General features: G+C 57.9%; 26 protein-coding genes. 16 read left to right on the top strand and 10 right to left on the bottom strand.

Annotated elements, in window-relative coordinates; translation table 11 throughout:
- Positions 1 to 318, bottom strand: a 318-nt coding sequence (locus AC2FF7_RS11465; RefSeq protein ID WP_496905662.1) for a nucleotide-binding protein, incomplete at its 3' end; no start/stop codon positions are given.
- Positions 319 to 379: 61 nt separating this feature from the next.
- Here AC2FF7_RS11465 and AC2FF7_RS11470 point away from each other — a divergent pair.
- Positions 380 to 949, top strand: coding sequence for a cobalamin biosynthesis protein CobQ (locus AC2FF7_RS11470; protein ID WP_480865918.1), 570 nt, complete (start codon positions 380 to 382; stop codon positions 947 to 949).
- A gap of 74 nt (positions 950 to 1,023) precedes the next feature.
- Here the strand turns inward: AC2FF7_RS11470 and AC2FF7_RS11475 are convergent, their stop codons facing one another.
- A complete protein-coding gene (locus AC2FF7_RS11475; protein ID WP_108785849.1) occupies positions 1,024 to 1,344 on the bottom strand; it encodes a DUF6280 family protein in 321 nt (106 codons plus the stop codon).
- Between the two features lie 218 nt (positions 1,345 to 1,562).
- On the opposite strand from AC2FF7_RS11475, the gene efp reads away from it, so the two are divergent.
- On the top strand, positions 1,563 to 2,126 hold the full coding sequence (gene efp / locus AC2FF7_RS11480) for an elongation factor P (RefSeq protein ID WP_480865917.1): 564 nt from the start codon (positions 1,563 to 1,565) through the stop codon (positions 2,124 to 2,126).
- Positions 2,127 to 2,178: 52 nt separating this feature from the next.
- Here the strand turns inward: efp and AC2FF7_RS11485 are convergent, their stop codons facing one another.
- Together AC2FF7_RS11485 and ygfZ are read right to left on the bottom strand one after the other, a co-directional pair.
- Positions 2,179 to 3,123: an ABC transporter transmembrane domain-containing protein gene (locus AC2FF7_RS11485; protein ID WP_496905663.1), complete on the bottom strand. Its 945-nt coding sequence runs from the start codon at positions 3,121 to 3,123 to the stop codon at positions 2,179 to 2,181.
- A gap of 105 nt (positions 3,124 to 3,228) precedes the next feature.
- Positions 3,229 to 3,966 (bottom strand): CAF17-like 4Fe-4S cluster assembly/insertion protein YgfZ, encoded by a 738-nt coding sequence (gene ygfZ, locus AC2FF7_RS11490; RefSeq protein WP_480865914.1) that lies wholly within the window; start codon positions 3,964 to 3,966, stop codon positions 3,229 to 3,231.
- 73 nt (positions 3,967 to 4,039) lie between these two features.
- Here ygfZ and AC2FF7_RS11495 point away from each other — a divergent pair, with 73 nt between their 5' ends.
- Positions 4,040 to 4,714, top strand: coding sequence for a TIGR04283 family arsenosugar biosynthesis glycosyltransferase (locus tag AC2FF7_RS11495; protein WP_170354652.1), 675 nt, complete (start codon positions 4,040 to 4,042; stop codon positions 4,712 to 4,714).
- Between the two features lie 839 nt (positions 4,715 to 5,553).
- Here the strand turns inward: AC2FF7_RS11495 and AC2FF7_RS11500 are convergent.
- A complete protein-coding gene (locus AC2FF7_RS11500; RefSeq protein WP_170752392.1) occupies positions 5,554 to 6,423 on the bottom strand; it encodes a MurR/RpiR family transcriptional regulator in 870 nt (289 codons plus the stop codon).
- A gap of 155 nt (positions 6,424 to 6,578) precedes the next feature.
- On the opposite strand from AC2FF7_RS11500, the gene AC2FF7_RS11505 reads away from it, so the two are divergent.
- From AC2FF7_RS11505 to AC2FF7_RS11545, 9 genes are all read left to right on the top strand, one after another.
- Entirely contained in the window at positions 6,579 to 7,334 is a 756-nt protein-coding gene (locus AC2FF7_RS11505) for an N-formylglutamate amidohydrolase (protein ID WP_480865911.1), read from the top strand.
- Positions 7,331 to 7,915, top strand: coding sequence for a TRAP transporter small permease subunit (locus tag AC2FF7_RS11510; RefSeq protein WP_170354650.1), 585 nt, complete (start codon positions 7,331 to 7,333; stop codon positions 7,913 to 7,915). Before AC2FF7_RS11505 ends, AC2FF7_RS11510 begins: the two co-directional genes overlap by 4 nt.
- Positions 7,912 to 9,231 (top strand): TRAP transporter large permease, encoded by a 1,320-nt coding sequence (locus tag AC2FF7_RS11515; RefSeq protein WP_170354649.1) that lies wholly within the window; start codon positions 7,912 to 7,914, stop codon positions 9,229 to 9,231. Before AC2FF7_RS11510 ends, AC2FF7_RS11515 begins: the two co-directional genes overlap by 4 nt.
- Positions 9,232 to 9,282: 51 nt before the next feature.
- Complete coding sequence (locus tag AC2FF7_RS11520) at positions 9,283 to 10,317, top strand: TRAP transporter substrate-binding protein (protein ID WP_170752398.1); 1,035 nt, start codon at positions 9,283 to 9,285, stop codon at positions 10,315 to 10,317.
- A gap of 148 nt (positions 10,318 to 10,465) precedes the next feature.
- Positions 10,466 to 12,151 carry a Na/Pi cotransporter family protein gene (locus AC2FF7_RS11525; RefSeq protein ID WP_480865905.1) on the top strand — a complete coding sequence of 562 codons (1,686 nt, stop codon included), beginning with the start codon at positions 10,466 to 10,468 and terminating at the stop codon, positions 12,149 to 12,151.
- A 56-nt stretch (positions 12,152 to 12,207) separates the two neighbouring features.
- The gene (locus tag AC2FF7_RS11530; protein ID WP_170752402.1) at positions 12,208 to 13,569 is read left to right on the top strand and encodes a glutamine synthetase family protein; all 1,362 of its coding nucleotides are present in this window, start codon (positions 12,208 to 12,210) and stop codon (positions 13,567 to 13,569) included.
- Positions 13,570 to 13,661: 92 nt separating this feature from the next.
- Positions 13,662 to 15,044 (top strand): aldehyde dehydrogenase family protein, encoded by a 1,383-nt coding sequence (locus tag AC2FF7_RS11535; protein WP_480865903.1) that lies wholly within the window; start codon positions 13,662 to 13,664, stop codon positions 15,042 to 15,044.
- Positions 15,041 to 16,186, top strand: coding sequence for an iron-containing alcohol dehydrogenase (locus tag AC2FF7_RS11540; RefSeq protein WP_480865902.1), 1,146 nt, complete (start codon positions 15,041 to 15,043; stop codon positions 16,184 to 16,186). The genes AC2FF7_RS11535 and AC2FF7_RS11540 overlap by 4 nt, the downstream gene beginning before the upstream one ends.
- A 58-nt stretch (positions 16,187 to 16,244) precedes the next feature.
- Positions 16,245 to 17,024: an alpha/beta hydrolase gene (locus AC2FF7_RS11545; protein ID WP_170752407.1), complete on the top strand. Its 780-nt coding sequence runs from the start codon at positions 16,245 to 16,247 to the stop codon at positions 17,022 to 17,024.
- On the opposite strand, the gene AC2FF7_RS11550 is transcribed toward AC2FF7_RS11545, so the two are convergent.
- From AC2FF7_RS11550 to parE, 3 genes are all read right to left on the bottom strand, one after another.
- Positions 17,014 to 17,295 carry a hypothetical protein gene (locus tag AC2FF7_RS11550; protein ID WP_496905664.1) on the bottom strand — a complete coding sequence of 94 codons (282 nt, stop codon included), beginning with the start codon at positions 17,293 to 17,295 and terminating at the stop codon, positions 17,014 to 17,016. The two genes, AC2FF7_RS11545 and AC2FF7_RS11550, sit on opposite strands and share 11 nt — an antisense overlap.
- A 259-nt stretch (positions 17,296 to 17,554) precedes the next feature.
- Positions 17,555 to 18,247 (bottom strand): hypothetical protein, encoded by a 693-nt coding sequence (locus AC2FF7_RS11555; protein ID WP_496905665.1) that lies wholly within the window; start codon positions 18,245 to 18,247, stop codon positions 17,555 to 17,557.
- Between the two features lie 9 nt (positions 18,248 to 18,256).
- A complete protein-coding gene (gene parE / locus AC2FF7_RS11560) occupies positions 18,257 to 20,215 on the bottom strand; it encodes a DNA topoisomerase IV subunit B (RefSeq protein WP_170354640.1) in 1,959 nt (652 codons plus the stop codon).
- A 172-nt stretch (positions 20,216 to 20,387) separates the two neighbouring features.
- Here parE and AC2FF7_RS11565 point away from each other — a divergent pair, with 172 nt between their 5' ends.
- Entirely contained in the window at positions 20,388 to 21,200 is an 813-nt protein-coding gene (locus AC2FF7_RS11565) for a class I SAM-dependent methyltransferase (RefSeq protein ID WP_170752415.1), read from the top strand.
- A 91-nt stretch (positions 21,201 to 21,291) separates the two neighbouring features.
- Entirely contained in the window at positions 21,292 to 21,900 is a 609-nt protein-coding gene (locus AC2FF7_RS11570; protein ID WP_170354638.1) for a carboxymuconolactone decarboxylase family protein, read from the top strand.
- Between the two features lie 4 nt (positions 21,901 to 21,904).
- Here AC2FF7_RS11570 and AC2FF7_RS11575 read toward each other — a convergent pair whose 3' ends face one another.
- Positions 21,905 to 22,780 carry an alpha/beta fold hydrolase gene (locus tag AC2FF7_RS11575; RefSeq protein ID WP_480865896.1) on the bottom strand — a complete coding sequence of 292 codons (876 nt, stop codon included), beginning with the start codon at positions 22,778 to 22,780 and terminating at the stop codon, positions 21,905 to 21,907.
- Between the two features lie 128 nt (positions 22,781 to 22,908).
- Between AC2FF7_RS11575 and ppk2 the strand changes: the two genes are divergently transcribed.
- Positions 22,909 to 23,817: a polyphosphate kinase 2 gene (gene ppk2, locus AC2FF7_RS11580; protein ID WP_170354636.1), complete on the top strand. Its 909-nt coding sequence runs from the start codon at positions 22,909 to 22,911 to the stop codon at positions 23,815 to 23,817.
- Between the two features lie 105 nt (positions 23,818 to 23,922).
- A complete protein-coding gene (locus AC2FF7_RS11585) occupies positions 23,923 to 25,284 on the top strand; it encodes an MATE family efflux transporter (protein ID WP_170752423.1) in 1,362 nt (453 codons plus the stop codon).
- Here the strand turns inward: AC2FF7_RS11585 and AC2FF7_RS11590 are convergent.
- Entirely contained in the window at positions 25,281 to 25,682 is a 402-nt protein-coding gene (locus tag AC2FF7_RS11590) for a hypothetical protein (protein ID WP_170752425.1), read from the bottom strand. The genes AC2FF7_RS11585 and AC2FF7_RS11590 overlap by 4 nt on opposite strands.
- Between the last annotated feature and the right edge of the window lie 9 nt (positions 25,683 to 25,691).

Consider the following 25,691-nt stretch of genomic DNA (forward strand, 5'->3'; position numbering starts at 1 on the left):
CTTGCGGTAGTCACCCGCCTTCATCGTGCCCGCCCTTTGACCCTGAACGATGATTTGAGCACCGGTGTCGGTTTCGGGCTTCAGCAGGATCGGGTTCATGTCGGTGTGAGTTGGCCTGTTCGCAGCCCACGCCTGCAGCGCCTGCGCACGCCCGATCTCACCTCCGTTTTCGGTTACGGCTGCGTTGTTCGACATGTTCTGCGGCTTGAACGGAGCCACTCTAAGCCCACGCCGTGAATAAGCGCGTGCCAGGCCGGCCACGAGAACCGATTTGCCCACATTGCTGCCAGTACCTTGAATCATGATGGCGCGAACCATGATTGATCTCCTATAACCTGACGGGCACATGACCCGATTTGACGGGAGAGGAAAAGACCGGATGAACACACCCGCCCATCTTTTGATCGGAGCCGCCGTCTTTGCCCGCCCGCCGCAAGGGCGCATTCTGCGCGCAGTGTTGATCGGATCAGTTTTGCCGGATCTGTCCCTTTACCTGATGGCTGGTGTGTCGCTGTTCATTCTGGGTATCCCCGAGCAGGTGGTCTTCGGGCAACTGTACTATTCCGATGCATGGCAAACAGTATTCTCCATCGACAATTCGTTTCTGGTTTGGGGGTTGGCTTTAGTCGTGGCGCTGTGGGTGGGCGCGCGGCCTGTGGTCCTTGGGGCCTCGGCCGGGTTACTGCATTTGATAACCGACTTTGTATTGCATGCCGGGGATGGGCGGCCGCAGTTTTGGCCGATAAGCAACTGGGTTTTTCATAGCCCGGTCAGCTATTGGGACAGTGCCCATCATGCGCAATGGGTTGTTCCCGTCTCGATCACGGCGTGTGCGGCATCCTACGTGATACTCTGGCGGCGCGGGTTAGACGCTTCGACCAAGATGTTCTTTGGGGTGTTGCTTGGAGCGGAAATATGGGTCGCGCGGCAATGGCTGATGTTCTTCTGAGATAGCCACTGGCCAAAAGAAAAGCGCGCTCTGCAATGCACGAGCGCGCTTTTTCTTGGAAACAGCGGCTTAGGTCAGGCGGCTTCGGCCTGCTGAGCAGCGTTACGGCGTTCGCTTTCTTCACGCGACAGTGCAACCGAGGTGCGCACACCACGACCAACGAAATCCATTAAGCCGCTCACAACCCGTTCGTTCGGGTCGATACCGGCGCAGGACAGCACTTCGCGGCCGTCGCGCGAACGTGCCCAGCGGGCAATTTGTTCGGGGCCATTGCCATATTTCTTGTCATCGGCAATAGCATCATCCAGCGCAGCCAACACAACGGCTGCAAAAAGTTTGCGCGCACGGTTGCCTTGTTCGTTGTTAAAGGCGGTGCCGTCAACGAAATCTCTCATCTCGTTTTCCTTGTTGTTCTTGCTCTTGCATTTTCGGCGTGACGGTCCTTATGACCGATAAAGTGTGATTCGGATACAGCTAATATGCATAGTTGCGTTGCGTCATCTGCATGGCTCGCTGCACCTGCAACGCAAGGTTTCGTTGTCTTGCCACGTGTTGTCCCGCCAGATATAGGAAGCGCAACTGACGCATCAACCGTTTGTGAAGGATTTATGTCATGCCCAAGATAAATGGGAACGAAATTCGCCCCGGCAATGTGCTTGAGCATAATGACGGTCTGTGGGCCGCTGTAAAAGTTGATCACGTAAAGCCTGGAAAAGGCGGCGCTTTTGCTCAGGTCGAACTGCGCAACCTGCGCAACGGGTCGAAACTGAACGAACGGTTCCGCTCGGCGGACAAGGTTGAGCGCGTGCGGCTGGAACAGAAGGATCAGCAGTTCCTCTACGAATCCGACGGGATGCTGGTGTTCATGGACTCCGAGACCTATGAGCAGATCGAACTGCCATCGGACCTGTTGGGTGAGCGTCGCCCTTTTCTGCAGGACGGCATGACAATTGTGGTCGAGTTCTACGAATCCGAGGCGCTGAACGCCTCGTTGCCCCAAAAGGTGACCTGCAAGATCGTTGAAACCGAACCAGTCGTAAAAGGTCAGACCGCGGCGAACTCATTCAAGCCGGCCATTCTGGAAAATGGCATCAAGGTCATGGTTCCCCCCTTTGTTGGTCAGGATGAGATGATCGTGGTGAACACTGAGACCATGGAATACTCCGAACGCGCCTAATCCGCGTTGAAATCACCAAGAGGCCGCGTCAGCAACCATACGCGGCCTTTTTTTATGTGCGGCGCTTGATGTGGCGGTATTGCTCGGGGTTGGTGCCGAACAGTTCCAACATCAGCTCATACTTGATGCGGTTGGCGCTTACCTGTCGGTAGAAGGCGATCAGAAACGCGGTAGGTCCCTGTATCCGGGCCAACCCGCTTGTCGCAGCGACCACAGTGCCAACATCTGTGCGGCCTTCTAGGACCAGCCAGCCACCCAGCATCAATATGCCAACAGTACCTGCGCCATTGATGACGCTCAGCAGGAATTTGGCGGATAGTTTCCAGATGAACATTTTGCGCCGGGTTTCATAGATTGAATCGAATTCAGTCTCGATCTCGCGCGAGGTTTCCTCGATCTGCTCAGTGGTCAGTCGGTCGGTCGCATTGCGCAGGATGCGGACTCGTTCGGCGACAAAGACGTTCACCTTGCGCTGTGAAACCAGCACGATGACGATCTGCGGAACGATCATCGAGAACGCGATCAGCCCCAGTCCCGGTTGTGTCGATGAGATATAGCCGATCACGCTGATCAAAGTCCCGATCTGCACGACGGGGTCAGAAAAGGCACCACCTGCGAATTTGCCAAGCTCTTCGGCCTCGGCGGAAATGGCGGTGGTCATGGTGCCCTTACGTACATCTTCGCCGGTTTCATTCAGATCGGCCGAACGCAACAACAGCCGTTGGCGGATCAGGCGGACCATGTCTTCGCCCAGTGTTCCGGCGCGATAACCCAGAACCCATTTCAGGCCGAGGCTTAGAAGAATGACCGCCATCATACCGGCCCCTAGCCATAACAGGCGGTCAGCCTGCACATCGTCGGTTGTAAGGTGATTGATAATGTCGCGCTGAAATTCAAGCGGTACAGCCGCCAAAGCGGCCACGGCGATCGAAAGAATGATAAGGATGATCTGCCGTCCGGCACTGGCACGCCAGATTGCCCTATATAGTTTGAACATGCCCGCACCCGTCTTGTGACCTGCCCGTATTGTGACAGGGCCAGGGTAGGGGGTGCAATCTATATGCGCTGTGCCGCAGTTCAGCCGTGCCGCTTGCGCAACAATTCAATCGCTTAGACCAACGTTGGCCAGATCGGCCTGCATATCCCCTGTGGCGCGATCCAGTCGCAGATAGGCAATTCCGGCGCCGCCAGATTGGGTGAACAAGGTTCCCACTGGCTTGCCGTTTGCAAAGATTTCAGTCCCGACCGGGGCGCTTCCATCTACCGTCACGCGGCGTAGTCCCTTGCGCAGCTCGGTTTTGTGCTTCATCCGAGCTGTAACCTCTTGCCCGACATAGCAGCCTTTTTTGAAATCGACACCGTTCAGCAGTTCGAACCCGGATTCAAGGATATAGCTTTCTGGGGTCAGCTCGATGCCTGTTTCCGGGATGCAATGGCGAACGCGGATGTCATCCCAATCGGAGTCATCATCGCTTTCGGGTGCTGCGGTGTAGGCTCGCCAGCCCATGTCAACGTGACGCGGGTCAGGTAAGGCACCTTGTGGTGCCGGGCCGGTGCCTCGCTGCAGGTTCAGCCCACTTTCCTCGATGGTGACGTCCGCACGCAGCTTGTACATCCCAAGACGTTTGACCAGCCCTTCGGCCAAAATCTCGGCCACATCCAGCAGTACCGCATCGTCTTCGCGCTTGAGGAAGAAATCGGCAAGATATTTGCCTTGCGGAGTCAAAAGCGCAGCGTAGACCAGACCATCCTGAAGCCCGCCGATGTCATTTGTCACCAGCCCTTGCAGGAAACTGTCAGTGTCTGCGCCGCTCAGGCGCAGGATGCGGCGATTGGGCATGGGGGTATCCTCGTGCTTTCCCTCGGTCCCGTGATATAGGAGTTCGCGCCGACAAGACCAGAGGGTAATCCACGTGCCAGCACCGATCTCGATTGTCATTCCGACTTTGAACGCGGCCGAGACCTTGCCTGCGACCCTTCAGGCATTGATGGAAGGACTGCACACCGGGCTGATCCGCGAATTGATCGTTACGGATGGCGGATCCACCGACCAAACTCTGGAGATTGCGGATGAGGCCGGGGCCGAGATCGTCACCGGCGCCGCGTCGCGTGGCGGGCAGTTGCGTCGCGGGTGCAAACAGGCGAGAGGCGAGTGGCTGCTGGTTCTGCATGCCGACACGGTTCTCGAGGATGGTTGGACCAAAGCTGTCGGCGATCACCTTCGATCAGGCAAGCCTGCGGTTTTCCGACTGGCGTTTCGCGCTGTGGGATTTGCGCCCGGTTGGGTTGCTGGATGGGCCAATCTGCGCAGCCGGGTGTTGGGGTTACCCTATGGGGATCAGGGGTTGCTGATCCCGCGACGGACTTATGAACAGGCCGGAGGGTTCCCGGATCAACCCCTCATGGAAGACGTTGCACTTATGCGCCGGGTGCGGGGCGTCGCGTTATTGCCTTCTCGTGCGTTTACGAGCGCGGATCGATACCAGAAGGCGGGGTGGATGCGCCGAGGGGCGCGGAATCTGTGGACTCTGTTGCGGTATTTTCTGGGGGCAGATCCTGCAAAACTGGCGCGGGCGTATCGGCGCTGAAGGCAGTGCGCATTTCTACGATCGACTTGCCCAATCGGAACGGGGCGGCGAAGCTGACAAGGCACAAAGCGATAATCTGCAGCACTAGGATATGTGCGTTGGCCTGCAGGTATTCCCATTCGTCCTTCAGCTTTCCGACCTGCGCAATCAGATCCTCATAGCTTCGGGCAAGGATCAGATAGTCACCGGCTATCGCAGGCACCTTGCGGCGCATATTGTCGATGGCAATCTGGGTCTTGTCGTCAACGGTCGTAAAGACAAGAAACTGGTCAATGTCGAAAGCGTTGGCCTTTGCGGCCATCGCGCGTGCGTCGTCCATATCGTCTTTTGCCTGACGTCCGAATAGGAAGTGCAATCCTTGCAGCGGCGCGACTTCGTTGGTCACGGCGATAAACAGGGGCAGGTCAGCGTTGCTGGCGGTTGAGGCCGATAGGAACTCCACCTTTTCGCACAGAACGCCAATGTCATCATCATAGGCCGGGTCGCAAAACCGCAGGCGAAAGCGGGCAGCGTCTCGGTCAAAGGCCAGGGTTGCGGCATAGGCTACGTCGATCTGCCGGTCCAACCGAGAACTGTCGGCGGTGTAAAGACCGGCCAAAACGGCAACCAACGCACCGATACCGCCCAACACGACCCAAACCAGATCGGCCAGTTTCCACGCCCGATGCCCCGCAGGTTTGCGGAACAGAAACCCGGTGCCCACGAGTCCGACCAGAAAGAACAGGATCAGAAGCGGCAGTTGGTTATCGGCGATAAAGCTCATGCCCATAAAGTGAACGCGCGGCCCCCAAGTGGCAACACTGATCACGGGCAGTTGTAAATTATAGCAAATTCAGATGTTAAGAACCCGAGCTTTGGCCGAATTTACGAAACAGCTTGGTGCGGTCAAAAGCGGCCTCAAGCTCGTCGGTGCGGTTCTTGACTGAGTCCCAAAGGCGTTCTTGAACCTCGGCGATGGCGCATTCCATCAGTGTCAGGATTGACGCCATCGAATCCCAAGCGGACGGCACCGCGATCCGTGCGGCAAAGGTATGTTTGGCCAGCCGGTGAATGGGGGAACGCCACTGGTCTGTGAACAGCACAATCTCGGCCCCGCGTTCCTGGCAGAGCTGACCGATCAACATGGTCGAGTTTTCATATCGTCGCACGTCCAGCGCGATCAGGACATCATCTTTGCGTACATCCAGCAGATCATGGGTCCACGACGCAGCCACCGGTAGCATTCGGACGTCGGGACGGATCATTTGCAAATGCAGGTACAGGTACTGCGCCATTGTACCCGTGATGCGCCCCCCAGTGATGAAAATGCGCCGATCGGGATCAGATAACAGGTTGCAAAAACTGTCGAATTCTTCTGGGTCGACCTCATCAATCGTGCGCTTTTGATTGGCGAGGGATTGCTGGGAGTAGCGGTTGAGTATGTGTTCCTCGGGCAAGTCGTTTTGCCAGACGTCGCGCTTGGCTATGGGCCCCGAGATCATCTCTTTCACTTCGCCCCGCAGGGCGGCCTGAAATTGCGGATAGCCGTCAAACCCGGTCTTTTGCAACATCCGCGCAACTGTGGTGGTCGAAACCGAGGCGGTGCTGGCCAATTCGGTAATGCTGCCCAGCCCGGCCATTGGATAGTCATCCAGCAGAACACTGACCAGTTGCCGTTCCGAGGGCGTCATCTTGTCCCGATGGGCCAGCAGCCTGTCCGTCACCCGCACTGAACGATCCTCCTGTATGCGACAAAGGCATAATGTGAATAATTTTTCATCAAGATCAAGTGTGGAGAAAATTATACAGGAAAATTATTGACAGGCGATCGGACTGTGTGGAAATTTTTCCGCAATGAGGATTTTGGGAATCGCAGGGCAGTAGGTTGGATTTCGGAACAGTCGTTCACACGGATATGGCAGACGGTGCGCCAAAAGTCGTTCTTGTCTGCGAGCACGCGTCGAACCGGATCCCTGCGTTTCTGGGGGATATGGGGCTAAGTGCTGAGGCACGTGAAAGCCACATCGCATGGGATCCCGGAGCTTTGGCGGTGGCCAAGCGGATGTCGGTGCAAATGGCCGCACCGCTGGTACATGGTGGTGTGTCCCGGTTGGTCTATGATTGCAACCGGCCGCCCGAGGCAAAAGGCGCTATGCCGTCGCGCAGTGAAGATATCGACATACCCGCAAATACTCGGATGACGCAGGATCAACGGCAGGCGCGGATTGAGGGCGTCTACGAACCGTTTCGCCAAGCCCTCTCCAAGCTGATCCTGCAGCACCGGGGAACGCTTGAGCTGATGGTGACGGTCCACAGTTTCACTCCGGTCTATTTGGGCAAGCGCCGACAGGTCGAACTGGGTATCCTGCACGGCGCCGATGACCGGTTTGCAGCAGCGATGATGGCGCATAAAGCGGTTGAAAACCCCTATGTTACCATGTTGAACGAGCCATACTCGGCCGCTGATGGCGTTGCACACACTCTGGATGCACAGGCTTTGCCGAATGGTTTGCTGAATGTGATGATCGAGGTTCGGAATGATCTGATCCGCACGCCCGAGCAGCAAAATGCGGTGGCGGGCTGCCTTGTTCCTTGGATATCGCGAACTCTTTCAGGGTTTGAAGAAAGGGCGGCAGAATGATCCGGGCCATGCGCGTATATGTCCGTGTTGTTGACGCGGTCAATTACAGGATCGGACGGGTGATGATGTGGGGTCTGTTCGTTATGATGGGCATCCTGCTGTGGTCGTCGATCTCGAAAACCTTCTTCCTGCCATCGCTATGGACCTTGGAAATGGCGCAGTTTGCCATGGTGACCTATTACATCATGGGCGGGCCGTATTCGATTCAGCTGGGCTCGAACGTGCGGATGGACCTGTTCTATCACAACTGGAGCCACAAGAAAAAAGCGTGGTTCGACGCCTTCACCGTTCTGTTGTTGATCCTGTATTTGGGCGTGCTGTTTTACGGCGGGCTGGGGTCCACCGCCTATAGCCTTGGATATTGGGGGGATTCTCCGATCTCGTACTTCACTGGTCTGTTGACCGGCAGTGAAGAGATCGGGCGGCTAGAACGCTCGTCCACCGCATGGCGGCCTTACATCTGGCCGATCAAGGCGATCATGGTGCTGGGCTTCTTCCTGATGCTGCTGCAGGCAATTTCGGAATTTTTCAAAGACATTGCCCGGATCAACGGGCAGGAAATCGGGGTCGCTCGGGCATGAGCCAGGAATATATCGCCATTTTCATGTTCGCGTCGATGATGCTGATGCTGTTCACAGGTCAGCGCGTCTTTGGCGCGATCGGAGCGGTTGCCACAGTGGCCGCACTGGCCCTGTGGGGTACAGGCGGGCAGGACATCACGTTCTCGGCCGCGATGAAGCTGATGAAGTGGTATCCGCTGCTGACGCTACCAATGTTCATTTTCATGGGCTACGTGCTGTCGGAAAGCCGTCTGGCCGATGACCTGTACCGGATGTTCCATGTCTGGATGGGTCCGGTGAATGGCGGGCTTGCGATTGGCACGATTGGCCTGATGGTGCTGGTATCGGCCATGAACGGGCTGAGCGTCGCGGGGATGGCCATTGGCGCGACAATTGCGCTGCCGGAACTGCTACGGCGGGGCTATGACAAGACGATGGTCACGGGTGTCATTCAGGCGGGGTCCAGTCTGGGAATCCTTGTACCGCCCTCGGTCGTGCTGGTTCTCTATGCGATGATTGCGCGGCAACCGGTGGGGCAGCTGTGGCTGGCGGGGATCGTGCCGGGGCTGCTGATGGCGGGTATGTTCATCCTCTATATCTGGATCCGTTGTCGCATTCAGCCCGAGCTTGGCCCCGCGATGAAAGACGCCCATGAAGTGCCACGCGCGGAAAAGCTGCGGCTGCTGGGCGCGGGCGCACTGCCGCTGATCATCTTTGCCGCTATGATGGTGCCCTTTGTGAATGGCTGGACCTCGCTGGTGGAAAGCTCGGCCATCGGGGCGCTGACGGCGCTGGTGGTGTCAGTCGTGAAACGCCGCATGACGTGGAAGATTTTCGAAGACTGCACCAAGCAGACACTGGCGATTTCGTGCATGTTTATGTGGATCATCCTTGCGGCTCTTGGCTTTGGCGCGGTGTTCGACGGGCTGGGTGCGGTGAAAGCCATCGACAACCTGTTCACCGAACAGCTTGGCCTGTCGCCCTGGGTGATCCTGATCCTGATGCAGCTCAGCTTTATCGTCATGGGTACGTTTCTGGACGACACAGCAATGCTGGTCATCGTGGCGCCGCTCTATGTGCCTTTGGTGGGCGTGCTCGGATTTGACCTGATCTGGTACGGGGTGCTTTATACGATCACTACCCAGATCGCCTATATGACGCCGCCCTTCGGCTATAACCTGTTCCTGATGCGCGCGATGGCCCCGCCCGAGATCACGCTGCGCGACATCTATCGCTCGATCTTCCCGTTCGTGGCGGTGATGGTGCTGGCGCTGACGATAATCATGATCTTCCCGGAACTGGCCCTGTGGCTGCCCGGATATGTCTACGGAAATTAACAAGAATGCCCGCTCAAGAGGCACGCAAACCTGCAACAGAGAGGAAATGACATGACAACAAGACGTAAGTTTCTGAAAACAGCCGGGGTCGGCGTTGCCGCTGCCCCTCTGGCCGCGCCGGCATTGGCGCAAAGCACGATCACATGGCGGATGCAGACCTATGCCGGTCCTGCGCTGGCTGCTCACGTGATCGACCCCGCGATCGAGATGTTCAACAAGATCGCTGGTGACCGGATGCAGATCGAGCTGTTCTATGCTGATCAGCTGGTTCCCACCGGAGAACTGTTCCGCGCCATGCAGAAGGGCACGATTGATGCGGTTCAGTCAGATGACGACTCGATGGCTTCGCCCACCGATGTGACCGTGTTCGGCGGCTATTTCCCATTTGCCTCGCGCTACTCGCTGGACGTGCCGGTGCTGTTCAACCAATACGGCTTGAACGAGATCTGGGATGAGGAATATTCTAAGGTCGGCGTCAAGCACATCAGCGCGGGTGCTTGGGATCCGTGCCACTTTGCCACCAAAGATCCGATCAACAGCCTGGCCGACCTGCAGGGCAAGCGCGTCTTCACCTTCCCGACAGCGGGCCGCTTCCTGTCACAGTTCGGCGTTGTGCCAGTCACTCTGCCGTGGGAAGACATCGAGGTCGCGGTGCAAACCGGCGAGTTGGACGGCATCGCGTGGTCGGGCATCACCGAGGACTACACCGTGGGTTGGGCCGATGTGACGAACTACTTCCTGACGAACAATATCTCGGGCGCATGGGCGGGATCGTTCTTTGCCAATATGGACCGTTGGAACGAGCTGCCCGAAGACCTGCAGACCCTGTTCCGTGTCTGCTGTGACCAGTCGCACTACTATCGTCAATGGTGGTATTGGGGCGGCGAGGCCAGCCTGCGGGTGAATGGCGACAAGATGCAGCTGACCACGATCCCCGATGAAGAATGGGCGCAGGTCGAAGAGGCCGCCGTTGCCTTCTGGGATGAGATCGCAGCTGAATCCGAAACCAAGGCCAAGGTTGTCGAAATCTTCAAGCAGTATAACGCCGACATGCTCAAGGCCGGACGGCCTTATCGCTACGGCTAAATTCCATACAATTTCGGCGCGCGGCCTCGGTCGCGTGCCGGTATTGGACCTCTGGACCCCCGATCCCTGATGCTAGGCTTGCCTCTGATACAGACAAGAACACGCTGGTCGTGCTTTGGCGTGAACCGGGCGAGGAGGGTATAGGCCAATGGCGATAGCTGGGTTCCTGATCGAGATTTTTGCGGCGACCATGTTGCTGCTGTTTGCGGTGCGGCTGGTCCGTACGGGCATCGAAAGACGTTTTGGCGCATTGTTCCAGTCGCTGCTGACGCGTCACTCGAACACTTTTGTTGCCGGTGGGGCCGGAATGGTTCTGGCAACGATCCTGCAAAGCTCGGCTGCGGTTACAGTTTTGCTGACCGGTTTTGCCGCGGCAGGCATGGTCAGCTTTGGCCTTGCATTGGCCGGGGTGCTGGGCGCGGATCTGGGCGCAGCGCTTGTCATTCAGGTTTTGTCTTATGATCTGGGCTGGCTGCAGCCCGTGCTGCTGGCGCTGGGCGGGTGGCTGTACCTCAAGTCCGACCGCGCCAATGTGCGGCTGATCGGGCGCATTGTTCTGGGCATCGCGTTCATTCTGGTTTCACTGCAGTTCTTGCGCGATGCGGTTGACCCGATCCGCGAGAGCGCTTTTTTGCCCGCCATCGCGGGCTATCTGGAAAGCGACTATTTCAGCGCCTTTATCGTGGGCGCGGTACTGGCCTTTGTCATGCACAGTTCGGTTGCGACGATCCTGATGTGCGTGACACTGGTTCAGATCGGAGCCATCCCTTTTGCTGCCGGGCTGTCGCTGGTTCTTGGGGCCAATCTGGGCTCGGCCTTTATTCCGATCTGGCTGACCCGTGACCTGACCGTTTCCGCACGTCGTATTCCACTGGCCAACCTTCTGCTACGCGGCAGCGCGGCGCTGGTGATGCTGATTGTGGTCAACGTGACCGGCACGCATCAGACGTTGATGGTCGCGGGGGCAGGGCAGTCGTTGATCCTGGCTCATATCGGATTCAACCTCGCCGTTTTTGTGCTGGCCACAGGGTTCGTGGACTGGATGGAGCGACCGATGGCGCTGCTGCTGCCCGAGCCCGAGGTTAAGGCGCACGCGATGGACCACTTCTCGGACGCGCTTAGCCCACTGAACGATCCCAGCGTTTCGGGGGCGAATGTTGCGATGTCCTCGGTCCGGCATGAGCTGTTGCAGATGGTCACACAGGTTGAGCGCATGTTCCGCCCGGTTCTGGATATCTATGAGCAGGATGACAGCGATGCGATCTCGGCTCTGTGGCAGCAGGATGAGAGGGTGAACGCGCAGCTGACCGAAATCCGACGCTTTGTTGCACGACTGCCGCGCCAGAACATGAACAAAGCGCAGATCAAGGCCGCGCGCGGCCTGGTCGAATACGCGATCCGGCTTGAGGCGGCGGGCGACGTGGTGTCGAACCGCATGACCCGAACCGCGCAGATCAAACACACCGAACGCACCGATTTTTCGGCACAGGGCTGGAAGGAACTCAAGGATTTGCACGCGGCGGTGCTGGCCAGTTTCTCACTGGCTCGTCATGTGCTGCTGGTGGATGACATGGATTGCGCCCGCCGTCTGGTGCTGGACAAGGCCGAGGTTAAGCGCCTGTCGCGGAACAGCCGAAAGGCGCATTTGAAGCGGCTTGAGAGGGGGCAGACCGAAAGCTTTGCCTCAAGCGATCTGCATCTTGAGACGTTGCGCGCCATGCGCGACCTGCACGGGCATATCGCCGCCATCGCCTATCCGATCCTCTACCAAAGCGGGCAGCTGCTGGAGACACGTCTGGTGATGGAAATGGATAACGAAACGGTCGAGGACTAAGGCCGAGGGCAAGAGCTTGGGACAACAGTCCCGGAAAGTGACAAAGGATGAACGGGATGGGCAATGAAGCACGTTTGAACGACCTGAAAACCAAGGTCGAAGCCGGTGAGGTCGATACCGTGCTGGTCTGCATGGTCGACATGCAGGGGCGTCTTATGGGCAAGCGGTTCCACGCGGGGCATTTCGTGGCGGGCGCGTGGGAAGAGACCCATTGCTGCAACTATCTGTTGGCAACCGACCTCGAGATGGCGACGCCCGATGGCTATGCTGCCACCAGCTGGGAACGCGGATACGGCGACTATGTGATGAAGCCTGACCTAAGCACTCTGCGCCCGGTTCCGTGGCTTGAGGGCACCGCCATGGTGATGTGCGATGTGTTGGATCACCATACGCATGAGGAAGTACCCCACGCACCTCGGTCCATCCTGAAAAAGCAGGTGAACCGGCTGAAGGCCATGGGCTATGACGCCATGTGCGCCACCGAGCTGGAGTTTTTCCTGTTCGAGAAGAGCTTTGACCAGATCCGCAAGGAAGGGTTTCGCGATCTGGAGCCGATCTCGGGCTATAACGAAGACTATCACATCCTGCAGACCACCAAGGAAGAGCATGTGATGCGCCCGATCCGCAACCATCTGTGGAACGCGGGGATTCCGGTCGAGAACTCGAAAGGTGAGGCTGAGACCGGGCAGGAAGAGCTAAACATCAAATACGCCCCCGCGATGGAGACGGCCGAGTATCACTCGATCGCCAAGAACGCGGTGAAAGAGATTGCCTGGCAGCACGGCCACGCGGCGACGTTCCTGCCGAAATGGCATCATGAGAAAGTCGGCAGCTCGTCCCACGTGCATCAGTCGCTTTGGGCGGATGGGGTGCCAGCCTTTTTTGATGAAAAAGATCCGCTGGGCATGTCGGGTATCATGAAAAGCTATATGGCGGGTTTGCTGAAATACGCCGCTGATTACACCTATTTTATGGCCCCCTATATCAACAGCTATAAGCGGTTCATGAAGGGTACTTTTGCGCCGACGCGGATCATCTGGTCGGTGGACAATCGCACGGCGGGGTTCCGTCTTTGCGGCGATGGCACCAAGGCGGTTCGGGTGGAGTGCCGGATTCCGGGTTCGGACATGAACCCCTATTTGGCGATGGCCGGGATGCTGGCTGCAGGGATTGCCGGGATCGAGGAAGCGCTGGAATTGCAGCCTCCGACACAGGGCGACGTCTACCAGGGGGAAACGGGCATGATCCCCGGCAATCTGGGTGCGGCGCGGGATGCGTTGCATGGGTCGGCCATGTTGCGCGCGGCTCTGGGGGATGACGTGGTCGATCACTACGCCCGCGCGGCAGAGGTCGAGATTGAAGAGTTCGAGCGTGTGGTGACCGATTGGGAAATTGCGCGCGGGTTTGAGCGGGCTTAGCGGTGGAAGCGAGGGGCCAGCCCCTCGCGCTCCCCGAGGTATTTTTGGCCAGATGAAGCAGGGATCCTGTTTCTTTCGGAAATGGAGTAAAGATGGGGCAGATGTTGAAATGTGTCTCGCCGATTGATGGATCGGTTTATGCAGAGCGTGAAGTGCTGTCGGCACAAGCGGCTTTCAAGTCCGCCGCGCGGGCGCGTGCGGCGCAGGGGGAATGGGCGGCGCGCCCATTGCAGGAGCGGATTGATCTTGTAATGGCAGGTGTGGCCGCAGTTGGGGCGATGAATGATGAGATCGTGCCTGAGCTTGCGCATATGATGGGCCGTCCGGTGCGCTATGGCGGTGAGTTTGGCGGGTTCAATGAGCGCGCCAGTCATTTGGCCGAAATTGCTTCAGACGCTCTGGCCGATATCGCCGTGGGTGAGGATGAGACCTTTAAACGCTATATCAAGCGCATCCCGCACGGGGTCGTGTTTGTGGTGGCGCCGTGGAATTACCCCTACATGACGGCGATCAACACGGTTGCGCCTGCGCTGATCGCGGGCAATGCGGTGGTGTTGAAACACGCCACGCAGACCTTGCTGGTGGGTGAGCGTATGGCGCAGGCGTTCCATGCGTCGGGAGTGCCCGCGGATGTGTTCCAGAACGTGTTCCTCAGCCATGACGTGACCAATGATCTGATCGCGGGCAAAGCGTTTGATTTCGTGAACTTTACCGGCTCGGTCGGTGGCGGGCAGGCGATGGAGCGCGCGGCGGCGGGCACCTTTACCGGCGTTGGCACCGAACTGGGTGGCAAGGATCCGGGTTATGTCATGGAGGATGCCGATCTGGATGCGGCGGTCGATACGCTGATCGACGGGGCCATGTTCAACTCGGGCCAGTGTTGCTGTGGTATCGAGCGGATTTATGTGCATGAGAGCCTTTATGGCGATTTCGTCGCCAAGGCGGTAGAGGTCGTAAGGGGCTATAAGCTGGGCAACCCGCTGGACGAGGAGACGACGATCGGGCCGATGGCCAATGTTCGTTTTGCTGATGAGGTACGCGCGCAGATTTCTGAGGCGGTCGCGGCAGGTGCCGTCGCTCTTATCGAGACCTTCGCCGAGGACGATGGCGGTGCCTACCTGACGCCGCAGATCCTGACCAATGTCAGCCATGACATGCGCGTGATGCGGGACGAGAGCTTTGGCCCGGTTGTGGGCATCATGAAAGTGTCCTCGGACGAAGAAGCCATCGCGCTGATGAATGACAGCGAATTTGGCCTGACTGCCAGCCTCTGGACCCGCGATGTGGATCGTGCGGCGAAGGTGGGCGACCAGATCGAGACCGGCACCGTGTTCATGAACCGTGCTGACTATTTGGACCCGGGCCTGTGCTGGACCGGCTGCAAGAATACCGGGCGCGGGGGCGGATTGTCGGTCATCGGCTATCACAACCTCACACGTCCCAAATCCTACCATCTGAAAAAGGTGACATCATGAGCCTTGTTGGAAACTGGTCTTACCCGACCGCGATCAAATTCGGCGCTGGCCGGATCAAGGAATTGCCCGAGGCCTGCGCGGCTGCTGGGATGAAACGCCCTCTGCTGGTGACCGACAAGGGGTTGGCTGATCTGCCGATCACCACGGCCACTCTGGATATACTTGAGGCCGCCGGGCTGGGAAGAGGGCTATTCAGCGAAGTAGACCCGAACCCCAATGAAAAGAACCTCGAAGCCGGGGTTGCCGCCTATAATGCGGGTGGCCATGACGGGGTGATTGCCTTTGGTGGCGGTTCGGGGCTGGATCTGGGTAAGATGGTTGCCTTTATGTGCGGCCAGACCCGCCCTGTTTGGGATTTCGAGGATATCGGCGACTGGTGGACTCGCGCGGATGCCGACGCCATCGCACCGATCATTGCCGTGCCGACCACCGCCGGGACCGGGTCCGAGGTGGGCCGCGCCAGCGTCATCACCAACTCGGAAACGCATGCGAAGAAGATCATCTTCCACCCCAAGGTTCTGCCTGCGGTCGTGATCTGCGACCCCGAGCTGACCGTCGGGATGCCCAAGTTCATCACCGCAGGCACCGGTCTGGACGCGTTTGCGCATTGTGTCGAGGCGTTCAGCAGCCCGCACTATCACCCTATGAGCCAGGGCATCGCGCTGGAGGGGATGCGGCTGGTCAAGGACTACCTGCCGCGCGCCTATGCCGACGGCACCGACATCGAAGCCCGCGCCCAGATGATGAGCGCGGCGGCGATGGGGGCGACGGCGTTCCAAAAGGGCCTCGGAGCGATCCACGCGATGAGCCATCCGATTGGCGCGGTGTTCAACACCCATCACGGCACCACCAACGCGGTCTGCATGCCCGCCGTGCTGGACTTCAATGCGCCCGCCATCGCCGAACGGCTCCAGCAGGCCGCGGCCTATTTGGGCATAGAAGGCGGCTTTGACGGCTTCCGCGCTTTTGTGCAGGAGTTCAACGACAGCTTTGCCATCCCGCGCAAACTCTCTGATCTGGGCGTGACCGAAGCGTCGATCCCTGAACTGGTCAAAGGCGCGATCACCGACCCGTCCTGTGGCGGCAACCCGATTGAACTGACCGAAGACAACCTGACCGCGCTGTTCAAAGCCGCGCTGTAACAGGGTTGCAGACCCGCTCCCTCACCTCGCATACTGTGTGCAGGTGAGGGAGATTTTCATGACCAAAGAGATTGTTCTGATCCACGGGGCCTTTGCCGGGCCGTGGTGTATGGAGGATTACGCGGGCTTCTTCCGCGCGCGCGGCTGGACGGTTCACACCCCTGCGCTGCGCTACCATGGCGGCGACCCTAAGGCCGAGCCCGATCCCGGCCTGACCGACACCAGCGTCATGGACTACGCCGATGACATCGCCGCATTCGTGCAGGGGCTGGACAGCAAGCCAGTGCTGCTCGGCCACGCCATCGCGGGGGTTGTGGCGCAGCAGGTGGCGTCTCGCGGGCTGGCCAGCGCCATTGTTCTGATCAACCCGAACGCTGCCTGGGGGACGTTGCCTGAAACCGATGATGAGCGCGCCGTGCCGCGTGCGCTGATGGAGGGCGGGGCATTCTGGAAACAGCCCATGCGGGTTGATTTCGACCTGATGGCGCCCTTTGCGCTGAATAAAATGCCCGAAGCGCAGCAGCATGAGGTGTTCGACCAACTCGGCCCCGAAAGCGGGCGAGTGATGTTCGAGATGTTCTTTTGGATGTTCGACGACCACCACGCGATGAAGGTGGATATCGACAAGGTCGACTGTCCCGTCCTGATCGTTTCCGGCACCGAGGACCGGGCCGTGAACCCCAACACCTGCCGCGCGTTGGCGAAACTCTACGGCGACCGCGCAACCTTTCTACCCGCCGAGAACCACGCGCATTTTCTGTTTATGGAGCCCGGCTGGGAAGGACCGGCCGGACAGATCGCGGATTGGCTGGATCAGACGCCGGGTGTCACCGACTGATCTGAAAGCTGCTTTGGGGTTTCCAGCTGAGTAAGCCGTCGTCGTTCTTGACACAGCGCAGTAGGTGCTCTTCACGGGTACTGATCGTGTCGGTCACAGTATTGTCGCCGAAGATCACGACAAAAGCGTCCTGTGAATAGGCCATGCCTGCGTAATAGCAAAACCGGGTCTCAGCCCCATCCGGAATTGGCGATGCAGTGCTGAGCGTTTGTTGCGCGGTCACTTGGCTGGCCAGCAGAGTCAGGGCCAGCCCGAGGGGTAATGTCTTCATGTCGTCCTCCCGTTGAGAGATCAGTGGGTCAAATGGCTCTTGGACGCTCGGGAACCTCAAATGTCGTTCTTGCATGACGGGTTGAGAGTAAGTGTGAACGGGATCAACGGGTTAGGCAAGGGGCGTGTTTGAAGATCGTTTGGGGGGGCGTCCCGCGCTATCCAACTAATGCATGTTGGGAAGCACAATGTACGCTCCCGGCCCGAGGGTGGGTGCGTACGCATCCTAAACTCGTTTAGGAAGTCAACATGTTTGTAGGCTACCACGCCACCGTTTCGACCGTAGTGCGCGTCTGAACCACCTCAGTTCCCTTCAAGTCGTAGGACTGGATTTTCGTGCGGCCCATTTGGTTCTCTGAAATGAGTGTCAATTCGTGAGTTTGTTGGAAGTCTACCTGTTCCGTCTCATTGTCAAATACAACTTCGAATGTGACTTCCCCGTTGCTTGGTACTGCCCTGAATTCAAGGGGGTAAACCTTCTCCAGCGTGGGCGATATCGATAGGCTAATTCTGACCGCCGATTTGCCAATATTAGTGATCTTGTATTCATAGAATGGGTGGCCGTAATTCGTCCCGTGCCTGTGCCGCGAGACGACTAAATGAGGCATCTCAGCCTCTTGTCTCATCCACGAATTCTCCTTGAACGCTGCTTCTTCAATTTCCAATTGGCGTCGGGTTACACCGACCATTGTCTTTTGTTGGCCAACTGCGTTCTTTAGTTCTGCAGCTTGCAGATTCAAGGCTTCGACGCTGTGCTGCAGTTCTCGACCTTGTTGAAAATAGCCAAGAATTAGCCAAAATACGGCTACAGGCCCTAGTGAACCGGCTAAAAAGTCACCCCATTCATTGGGGTCTAACGAGGAAAACTCACCCCAGTTTTCTACCAATAGGTATGTAAGAAAAATAGCGTAGAGCGTGGTTACAAAAACTCCAAACAATAAAAGCTTGTTCAATTACTTTCCTCAAACATCCAACTCCTCCACAAACCGCGCGTTCTCCTGAATATACTGGAACCGCAGTTCGGGTTTTTTGCCCATCAGGCGCTCGACCAGGTCTCCGGTTTCGCCGGGTTCGTCCTCGTCAATCGTGACGCGGATCAGTTTGCGGGAGGCGGGGTCCATGGTTGTCTCTTTCAGGTCCTTGGCGTCCATTTCGCCCAGACCTTTGAATCGTGAGACGTCGATCTTGCCTTTGCCGCCCAGACCTTTTTCCAGCCATTCGTCGCGCTCGGCCTCGTCCAGGCAATAGACGCGTTTGGCGCCTTGGGTCAGGCGATACAGAGGCGGGCAGGCCAGATACAGGTGGCCCGCGTCGATCATGGGCCGCATCTGGGTGAAGAAGAACGTCATCAGCAAGGACGCAATATGCGCGCCGTCCACATCCGCGTCGGTCATGATGATGACCTTGTCATAGCGTAGGTCGTCGACGTTGAACTTGGTGCCAAGGCCCACACCCAGCGCTTGGGTCAGATCGTTGATCTCGGCATTGGTGCCCAGTTTCGAACTGGCCGCGCCCAGCACGTTCAGGATTTTGCCGCGCAGGGGCAGCAGGGCCTGCGTTTTGCGGTCACGCCCCATTTTGGCCGAGCCACCGGCCGAGTCGCCCTCGACAATGAATAATTCGGTGCCGTCCCGTGTTGAACTACTACAGTCCACCAGCTTGCCGGGAAGACGAAGTTTTTTAGTGGCGGATTTACGTTGTGTCTCTTTCTCGGCTCGTCGGCGCAGACGCTCCTCGGCTCGGAGTATCACAAAGTCGAGGATCGCGCCGGCAGATTTCGTGTCCGCGGCCAGCCAGTTATCGAAATGGTCGCGGACCGAATTCTCAACCAGTCGCTGGGCCTCGACCGTGGCCAGACGGTCTTTGGTCTGGCCGACGAATTCCGGCTCGCGGATAAAGCAGGACACCAGCGCGCAGCCGCCGGTGATCAGGTCTTCGCGGGTGATCTGCGCGGCTTTCTTGTTGTTGATCAGCTCACCATAAGCCTTGATCCCCTTGAGGATCGCGGCCCAGAATCCCGCCACGTGTGTGCCGCCTTCGGGGGTGGGGACGGTGTTACAGTAGGATTGGATGAACCCATCGCGCGAAGGTGTCCAGTTGATCGCCCATTCGACCTTGCCCGGTGTCCCGAACTTCTCGGTGAAGTCCACGGTGCCTGCGAAGGGCTGCTCGGCGTAGGTGGACGAGCCGTTCATCGTCTCCTTGAGGTAATCAGACAGGCCGCCGGGGAAATGGAACGTGGCCTCGGTCGGGGTTTCGCCGTCGTCGATGGCGGATTTCCAGCGGATTTCCACGCCCGAGAACAGATAGGCCTTGGACCGGATGGATTTGAACAACCGCGCCGGTTTGAACTTGTGGTGGCCAAAGATTTCGGCATCGGCGTGGAATGTCACGGTGGTGCCGCGCCGGTTGGGAGCCGCACCGATTTTCTCGACCGGTCCCAAGGGGATACCGCGTGAGAACCGTTGTTCGAACAGCGTCTTGTCCCGCGCCACCTGTACGACCATCGAGTCCGACAGGGCGTTCACCACCGAGGCACCAACCCCATGCAGACCGCCCGAGGTCTGATAGGCCTTGCCCGAGAATTTACCACCCGCGTGCAGGGTACACAGAATGACTTCAAGCGCGGATTTGTCCGGGAATTTCGGATGTGGATCAATTGGGATACCGCGCCCGTTGTCGCGCACGGTCAGGGCGTAATCTGCGTGCAGCTCGACCTCGATCCGGTTGGCGTGACCGGCGACCGCCTCGTCCATCGAGTTGTCGAGGATTTCGGCCACCATGTGATGCAGCGCGCGCTCATCCGTGCCGCCGATATACATGCCGGGGCGTTTGCGAACGGGTTCCAGCCCTTCAAGCACCTCGATCGAGGAGGCGTCATAGGTGGAAGTCGCTTCAGGCGTCAACAGATCGTCGGGCATCGGTGCTGCTCTTGTTTTTGAGTTTTATCCATTATGGCAGGTGATGTAGTCCGGGGGAAGAGGGGCGCGAAGTGTTGTAGAAAAATGCGAGGATCACGCGGGTTTTCGTATATGGCCTGTTTTCGACTAAGATGGGGGCAGTTTGTATTTTCTATCAACTAGGGGCAATTGGATGACGGCAAATTCCGCAGAGTTTATTGGTGACATTCCGACATATTATGACACTGGTCTTGGACCAAATATTTTCGTCGATTACGCACAACACTTGGTCGAGACATGTTGCAGCGAACCCGCTAGCGAAGTGGTCGAACTTGCAGCCGGAACCGGCATAGTCAGCAGAATGCTCCGAGATCAGTTGCCTGCAGCAGCAAACCTGCTGGTCACTGATTTGAACGCACCGATGTTGGATGTTGCCAAGACTAAGTTTTCTAGCTCGGAAAACGTTCGTTTTGACGTTGTCAACGCGATGGAACTGCCATTCGAAACACCAAAGTTCGATTTGATGGTGTGTCAGTTTGGCGTGATGTTTTTTCCCGACAAAGTCGCCTCGTTCCGTGAGGCCGCGAGAGTGCTGAAACCCCGAGGGCGTTACGTTTTTAATGTCTGGAGTTCTATGGCTGAAAACCCGGTTTCGCAGATGGCTCAGGACGTTGTTGCGCAGGTCTTCCCGGACGACCCTCCGGGTTTTTACCAAGTTCCGTTTCACTACGGAGACCCGCAGGCCGTATTGGCTGACTTGTCCGCCGCCGGTTGGCACAATGTGACATTCCAGACGATACGGTTGAGTAAAAAGATCCTGGATCCCGCGGCATTCTCGCGCGCTTTGGTGTTCGGAAACCCTTTGGTGGACGAAATAAAAGAGCGCGGCGGTGCCGATCCCGAGGAGGTCGCGGTGGAAATGGCAAAGGCATTGGATCAGCGATTTGGGTCAGAGGACATGGTGATGCCCTTGTCGGCCACGACTTTTGTCGGACAAATGGATTAACCCCACCTTTGAAATCGAAGCTTGCCTCCTGGGGCATCGCCGGTAACAACTCAATCTGTGATTGACGCGACCAAAATCGTAAGGAAGTGGAATGAGTTGGATCAAGACGGTGCCCTTCGAGCAGGCAACAGGTCGACTGAAGAAACTGTATGAACGGGTCACCGGGCCGGGGAACAACGTTGACAACATCATGATGGTGCATTCCCTGCGCCCGCATTCGATGGAAGGCCACATGGCGTTGTACAAAAACGTGTTGCACCATTCGGCCAACACCATTCCGAAATGGTTTCTCGAGGTTCTGGGCGTCTGGGTCAGTTCGTTGAATCGTTGTGGATACTGTGTCGAGCATCACTTCAGTGGTCTACAGCGTTTGCTGGACGATCCTGCACGCGCAGAAGCTATTCGTGCAGCGATTGAGGCCAAAGCGCCAGATACCGCCCCTTTGGATGCCGCGCAGGTCGCTGGGATGCATTATGCGCGCATGTTGACTCAGGCACCGGCGGATATGACAGAAGCAGATATCGACGCGTTACGCGCGGCGGGGTGGGATGACGGCCAGATACTCGAGATTAATCAGGTCTGCGCCTATTTCTCGTATGCCAACCGCACTGTTCTGGGGCTGGGGTGCGACACCGATGGGGATGTTTTGGGACTATCTCCCAACAACTCCGAGGACCCGGCGGATTGGGGGCATCGCTAGGCCGTCAGGCACCGCTCCAGTCCAGAATTGCCTGCGCCATTGCATCAGGTCGTTGGTGATGCAGCCAGTGATCGGCACCGGGAATGTCGACACGCTTCAGGTCGGGCGCGAAGGTTTCGAGCCCAGAGGTCGCCTCTGGCAGCAGCGCTTTGTCTTCCGGTCCCCAAAGAAGCAGATGCGGGCATCGGACCATCAGGCGCTCTACCGGCAACTCGGGCAGGTCCGTCAAAGGCTCGCCCGGTTTGGCCACCACCAAAGGAGAAGCGCGATACCAGTTCAACATAGCGTTCAACCGACCGGGCCGACCCCATTCGGTGCGATAGTCTTGCATCTGATGATCAGACAACCAATCCAACCCCATGCCGTATCTGAAGAAACGTTCAAGCAGGGCGAAGTTATTGGCTGAAAATCGATCGGCTGCGTCCTCGGCGCGCAGGTCATTGATATATTGCGAGGCTGCGGACTGCGCTCCTCCGGCCGCCATGGCGCGCTGAAATGGAACCGGATGAACTCCGTTCGCGATGATCAGGCGGTCGACCAGTTCGGGCCGAAACATAGCCAGGCCATAGGCCACCGAAGCCCCCCAATCGTGACCCAGAACCGTTACAGGCCCGCCCTGCGTTTCGATCAGTGCGGCCATGTCCGTCACCAGGTTGGACAGGGTGTAGTGGCCAACGCTTTCCGGCACCCAGCTTTGCCCGTAACCGCGCTGATCGGGCGCAACACAATGGTAGTGCGGGGCGAGGTACGGTGCCAGATCGGCCCATGCGCCGCCATATTCTGGAAAGCCGTGCAGCAGCAGCAGCGTGGGCAAATTTGGATCACCCCAGCTGCGTAGAAAAAACGGCTGACCGTTGAGTGTGACAAACCTGCTGTTCATGGGGCTAACCCTATGGTCTGAAATCGAAATACAGAGCACCTAAGATACAGCAATTTGACACCAATCAAAGCGCGAAGTGCCGGTCCCTGTTAGCCTTTCATCTAACAAGCTTAGCAAGGAGAAACTGAATGGAAACAGCGGCACAGATAGAAAAGACAGAAACGCCCGTTACTGTGGTGCCCGCCTCTGCAGCGCCCAGTCCCGAGAAAATTCGCCTGGCTTTTGAAAGCGGCAAATACCCCTATGGTCGCAAAATGGCGCGCAGGACGTATGAGGCGCAAAAGGCCGAGTTGCAGGCCGAGTTGCTGAAGGTTCAGCTGTGGGCGCAAGAGACGGGTCAGCGGTTTGTGTTGTTGTTTGAAGGCCGCGACGCTGCTGGAAAGGGTGGCACGATCAAACGGTTCATGGAGCACCTGAACCCGCGTCAGGCCCGTGTGGTCGCGTTGAACAAACCCACCTGGGAAGAAAAGGGTCAGTGGTATTACCAGCGCTATATTCAGGAACTGCCGACCGTGGGCGAAATGGTGTTTTATGACCGCTCCTGGTACAACCGCGCGGGCGTTGAGCGGGTGATGGGCTTTTGTTCGCCCAATGAGTATCTGGAGTTCATGCGTCAGACCCCGGATTTTGAGCGGATGCTGGTGCGCTCTGGCATTCAGCTTTACAAATACTGGTTCTCAGTCACGCAGGAAGAGCAACAGCGCCGGTTCAAAAGCCGTGAAACCGACCCGCTGAAACAGTGGAAATTGTCACCGATCGATAAGGCGAGTCTTAGCAAGTGGGACGACTACACCGAGGCGAAAGAGGCGATGTTCTTCTACACCGATACGGCCGATGCGCCCTGGACGATCATCAAGTCCAACGACAAGAAACGTGCCCGTCTGAACACGATGCGCCACTTCCTGTCGACGCTGGACTATCCCGGTAAGAACCATGACATCGTAAGCGATCCGGATCCTCTGATCGTCGGGCAGGCACATCACGTGATCCATCGGTCCGAGCACATACTGGGTACGTCTCTGCATCCGGACGCTTGAAAGGGCCATTTGAAGCTGACTACCGGCTCTTGATAATGAGTCTCATCTTGAAATTTCGTTGATCTGGTCTTGTCCCGGCTTCTAGCCGGGCATAAGGCTGGGGCAATGAACAAGGTGATGACATATCGCGGCCACTTCCGGGCCATCGCCGTGCTCGGCCTGCCGTTGGTGGGCGGGCATCTGGCGCAGTTCGCGATCGGCTTGACCGATACAATCATGCTGGGCTGGTACGGGGTCGAGGCTTTGGCTGCTGTAACCTTGGCCAGCAGCTACTATTTCGTGCTGTTTCTGTTCGGGGCCGGGTTCGGCTGGGCCGTTATGCCTATCGTCGCCACGGCCGCTGCGGAAGAGGACGAAACGAGTATTCGCCGCTCGACCCGCATGGGGTTGTGGCTGTCACTGATCTATGCGGCTCTTATGATGCCGTTGCTATGGTGGTCCTACCCGATCCTGATTGCTTTGGATCAGGACCCTGATGTTGCGCGAACGGCTTCCCAGTACCTGCGGGTTGCTGGGTGGGGCCTGTTCCCGGCGCTTATCGTGATGGTCTTGAAGTCTTATCTGGCCGCGTTGGAACGGACCCAGATCGTTCTTTGGATTACGGTAACAGCCGCCGTGGTCAACGGCCTAACTAACTATGCGCTGATCTTCGGGAACTGGGGCGCGCCCGAGATGGGCGTGATCGGCGCCGCCGTGGCCTCGGTGGTTACACAGATCGTTTCGCTGGTCTTTGTGGTGATCTATGCGGTGCGTGTCTTGCCCGAACACAGCCTGTTTCAGCGTTTCTGGCGCCCGGATTGGGAGTTCTTCTTCAGCGTCCTGCGTCTGGGCGTGCCCATCGGATTGACTACTCTGGCCGAGGTTAGCTTGTTTGCGATGTCCGCGATCATGATGGGGTGGCTGGGTCAGGTGCCGCTGGCGGCGCACGGGATCGCGCTGAATTTGGCCTCGGCTACGTTCATGGTGCATCTGGGCCTGTCGAACGCAGCCACGATCCGAGCGGGCAACGCGCTGGGGCGCAAGGACCGGGCGCATCTGGAAAAAGGCGCGATTGCCGTAACGGGCATGTCTTTGGTGATGTCGGTGCTGACGGTCATCCTGTTCCTGACCTGCGCCGAGCCGTTGATCTCGTTGTTTATGGAAACAGACGATCCGCAGCGGGGGGAAATCCTGTTGATTGGCACCGGGTTGCTGGCCATGGCGGCCCTGTTCCAACTGGTGGATGGCGCGCAGGTGATTGCGCTGGGCCTGTTGCGTGGTTTGCAGGACGCCAAAGTGCCGATGGTAATGGCGGGGCTTAGCTATTGGGTCGTGGGCATTCCAGCGTCGTATTACTTTGGCTTTGTCCGGGGGATGGACGGAATTGGAGTCTGGCTGGGTCTTGTTCTGGGGCTGGCTTGTGCGGCGGTGCTTCTGATGGCACGGTTCTGGATGCGATCGGTTCGGTCTGTGCCGGTGGCGGCTTAGCCCTTGCTGAGTCGATCCGCCTTTTTGCGCACGAGGACGCTGCGCAGGTCATGCATGGCCATCAACAATCTGTCGGTCACATCCTCAAGCTGATCATCGGTCGCCTTTGACTGTGCCCATTGAGTCGTCAGGTTCAGGTAATCCACGGCCCGGTGGATATCATCCATGTCGCGCTGGGCCAGCAAGGCCTTGCGCGCCTCCATCCAGCGCGCGATTTCGGCTTGGTCGGCTTCGGTCAGGGTGCGCTGGCCTTGCGGTTTGACCTCGCCATTTCGGATGTTGATGACGGCGATCTGGTCCATCTCGATCCGTTGCTGGCGGTTTTCAGTGTCGATCCGGAATACCGCAGCTCCATTCTCGCGGATACGGAAATAGTATTCGGGCAGTTCAGTCGCCATACGGCCTCC

This window comes from Ruegeria sp. YTSC325 (assembly GCF_059609525.1).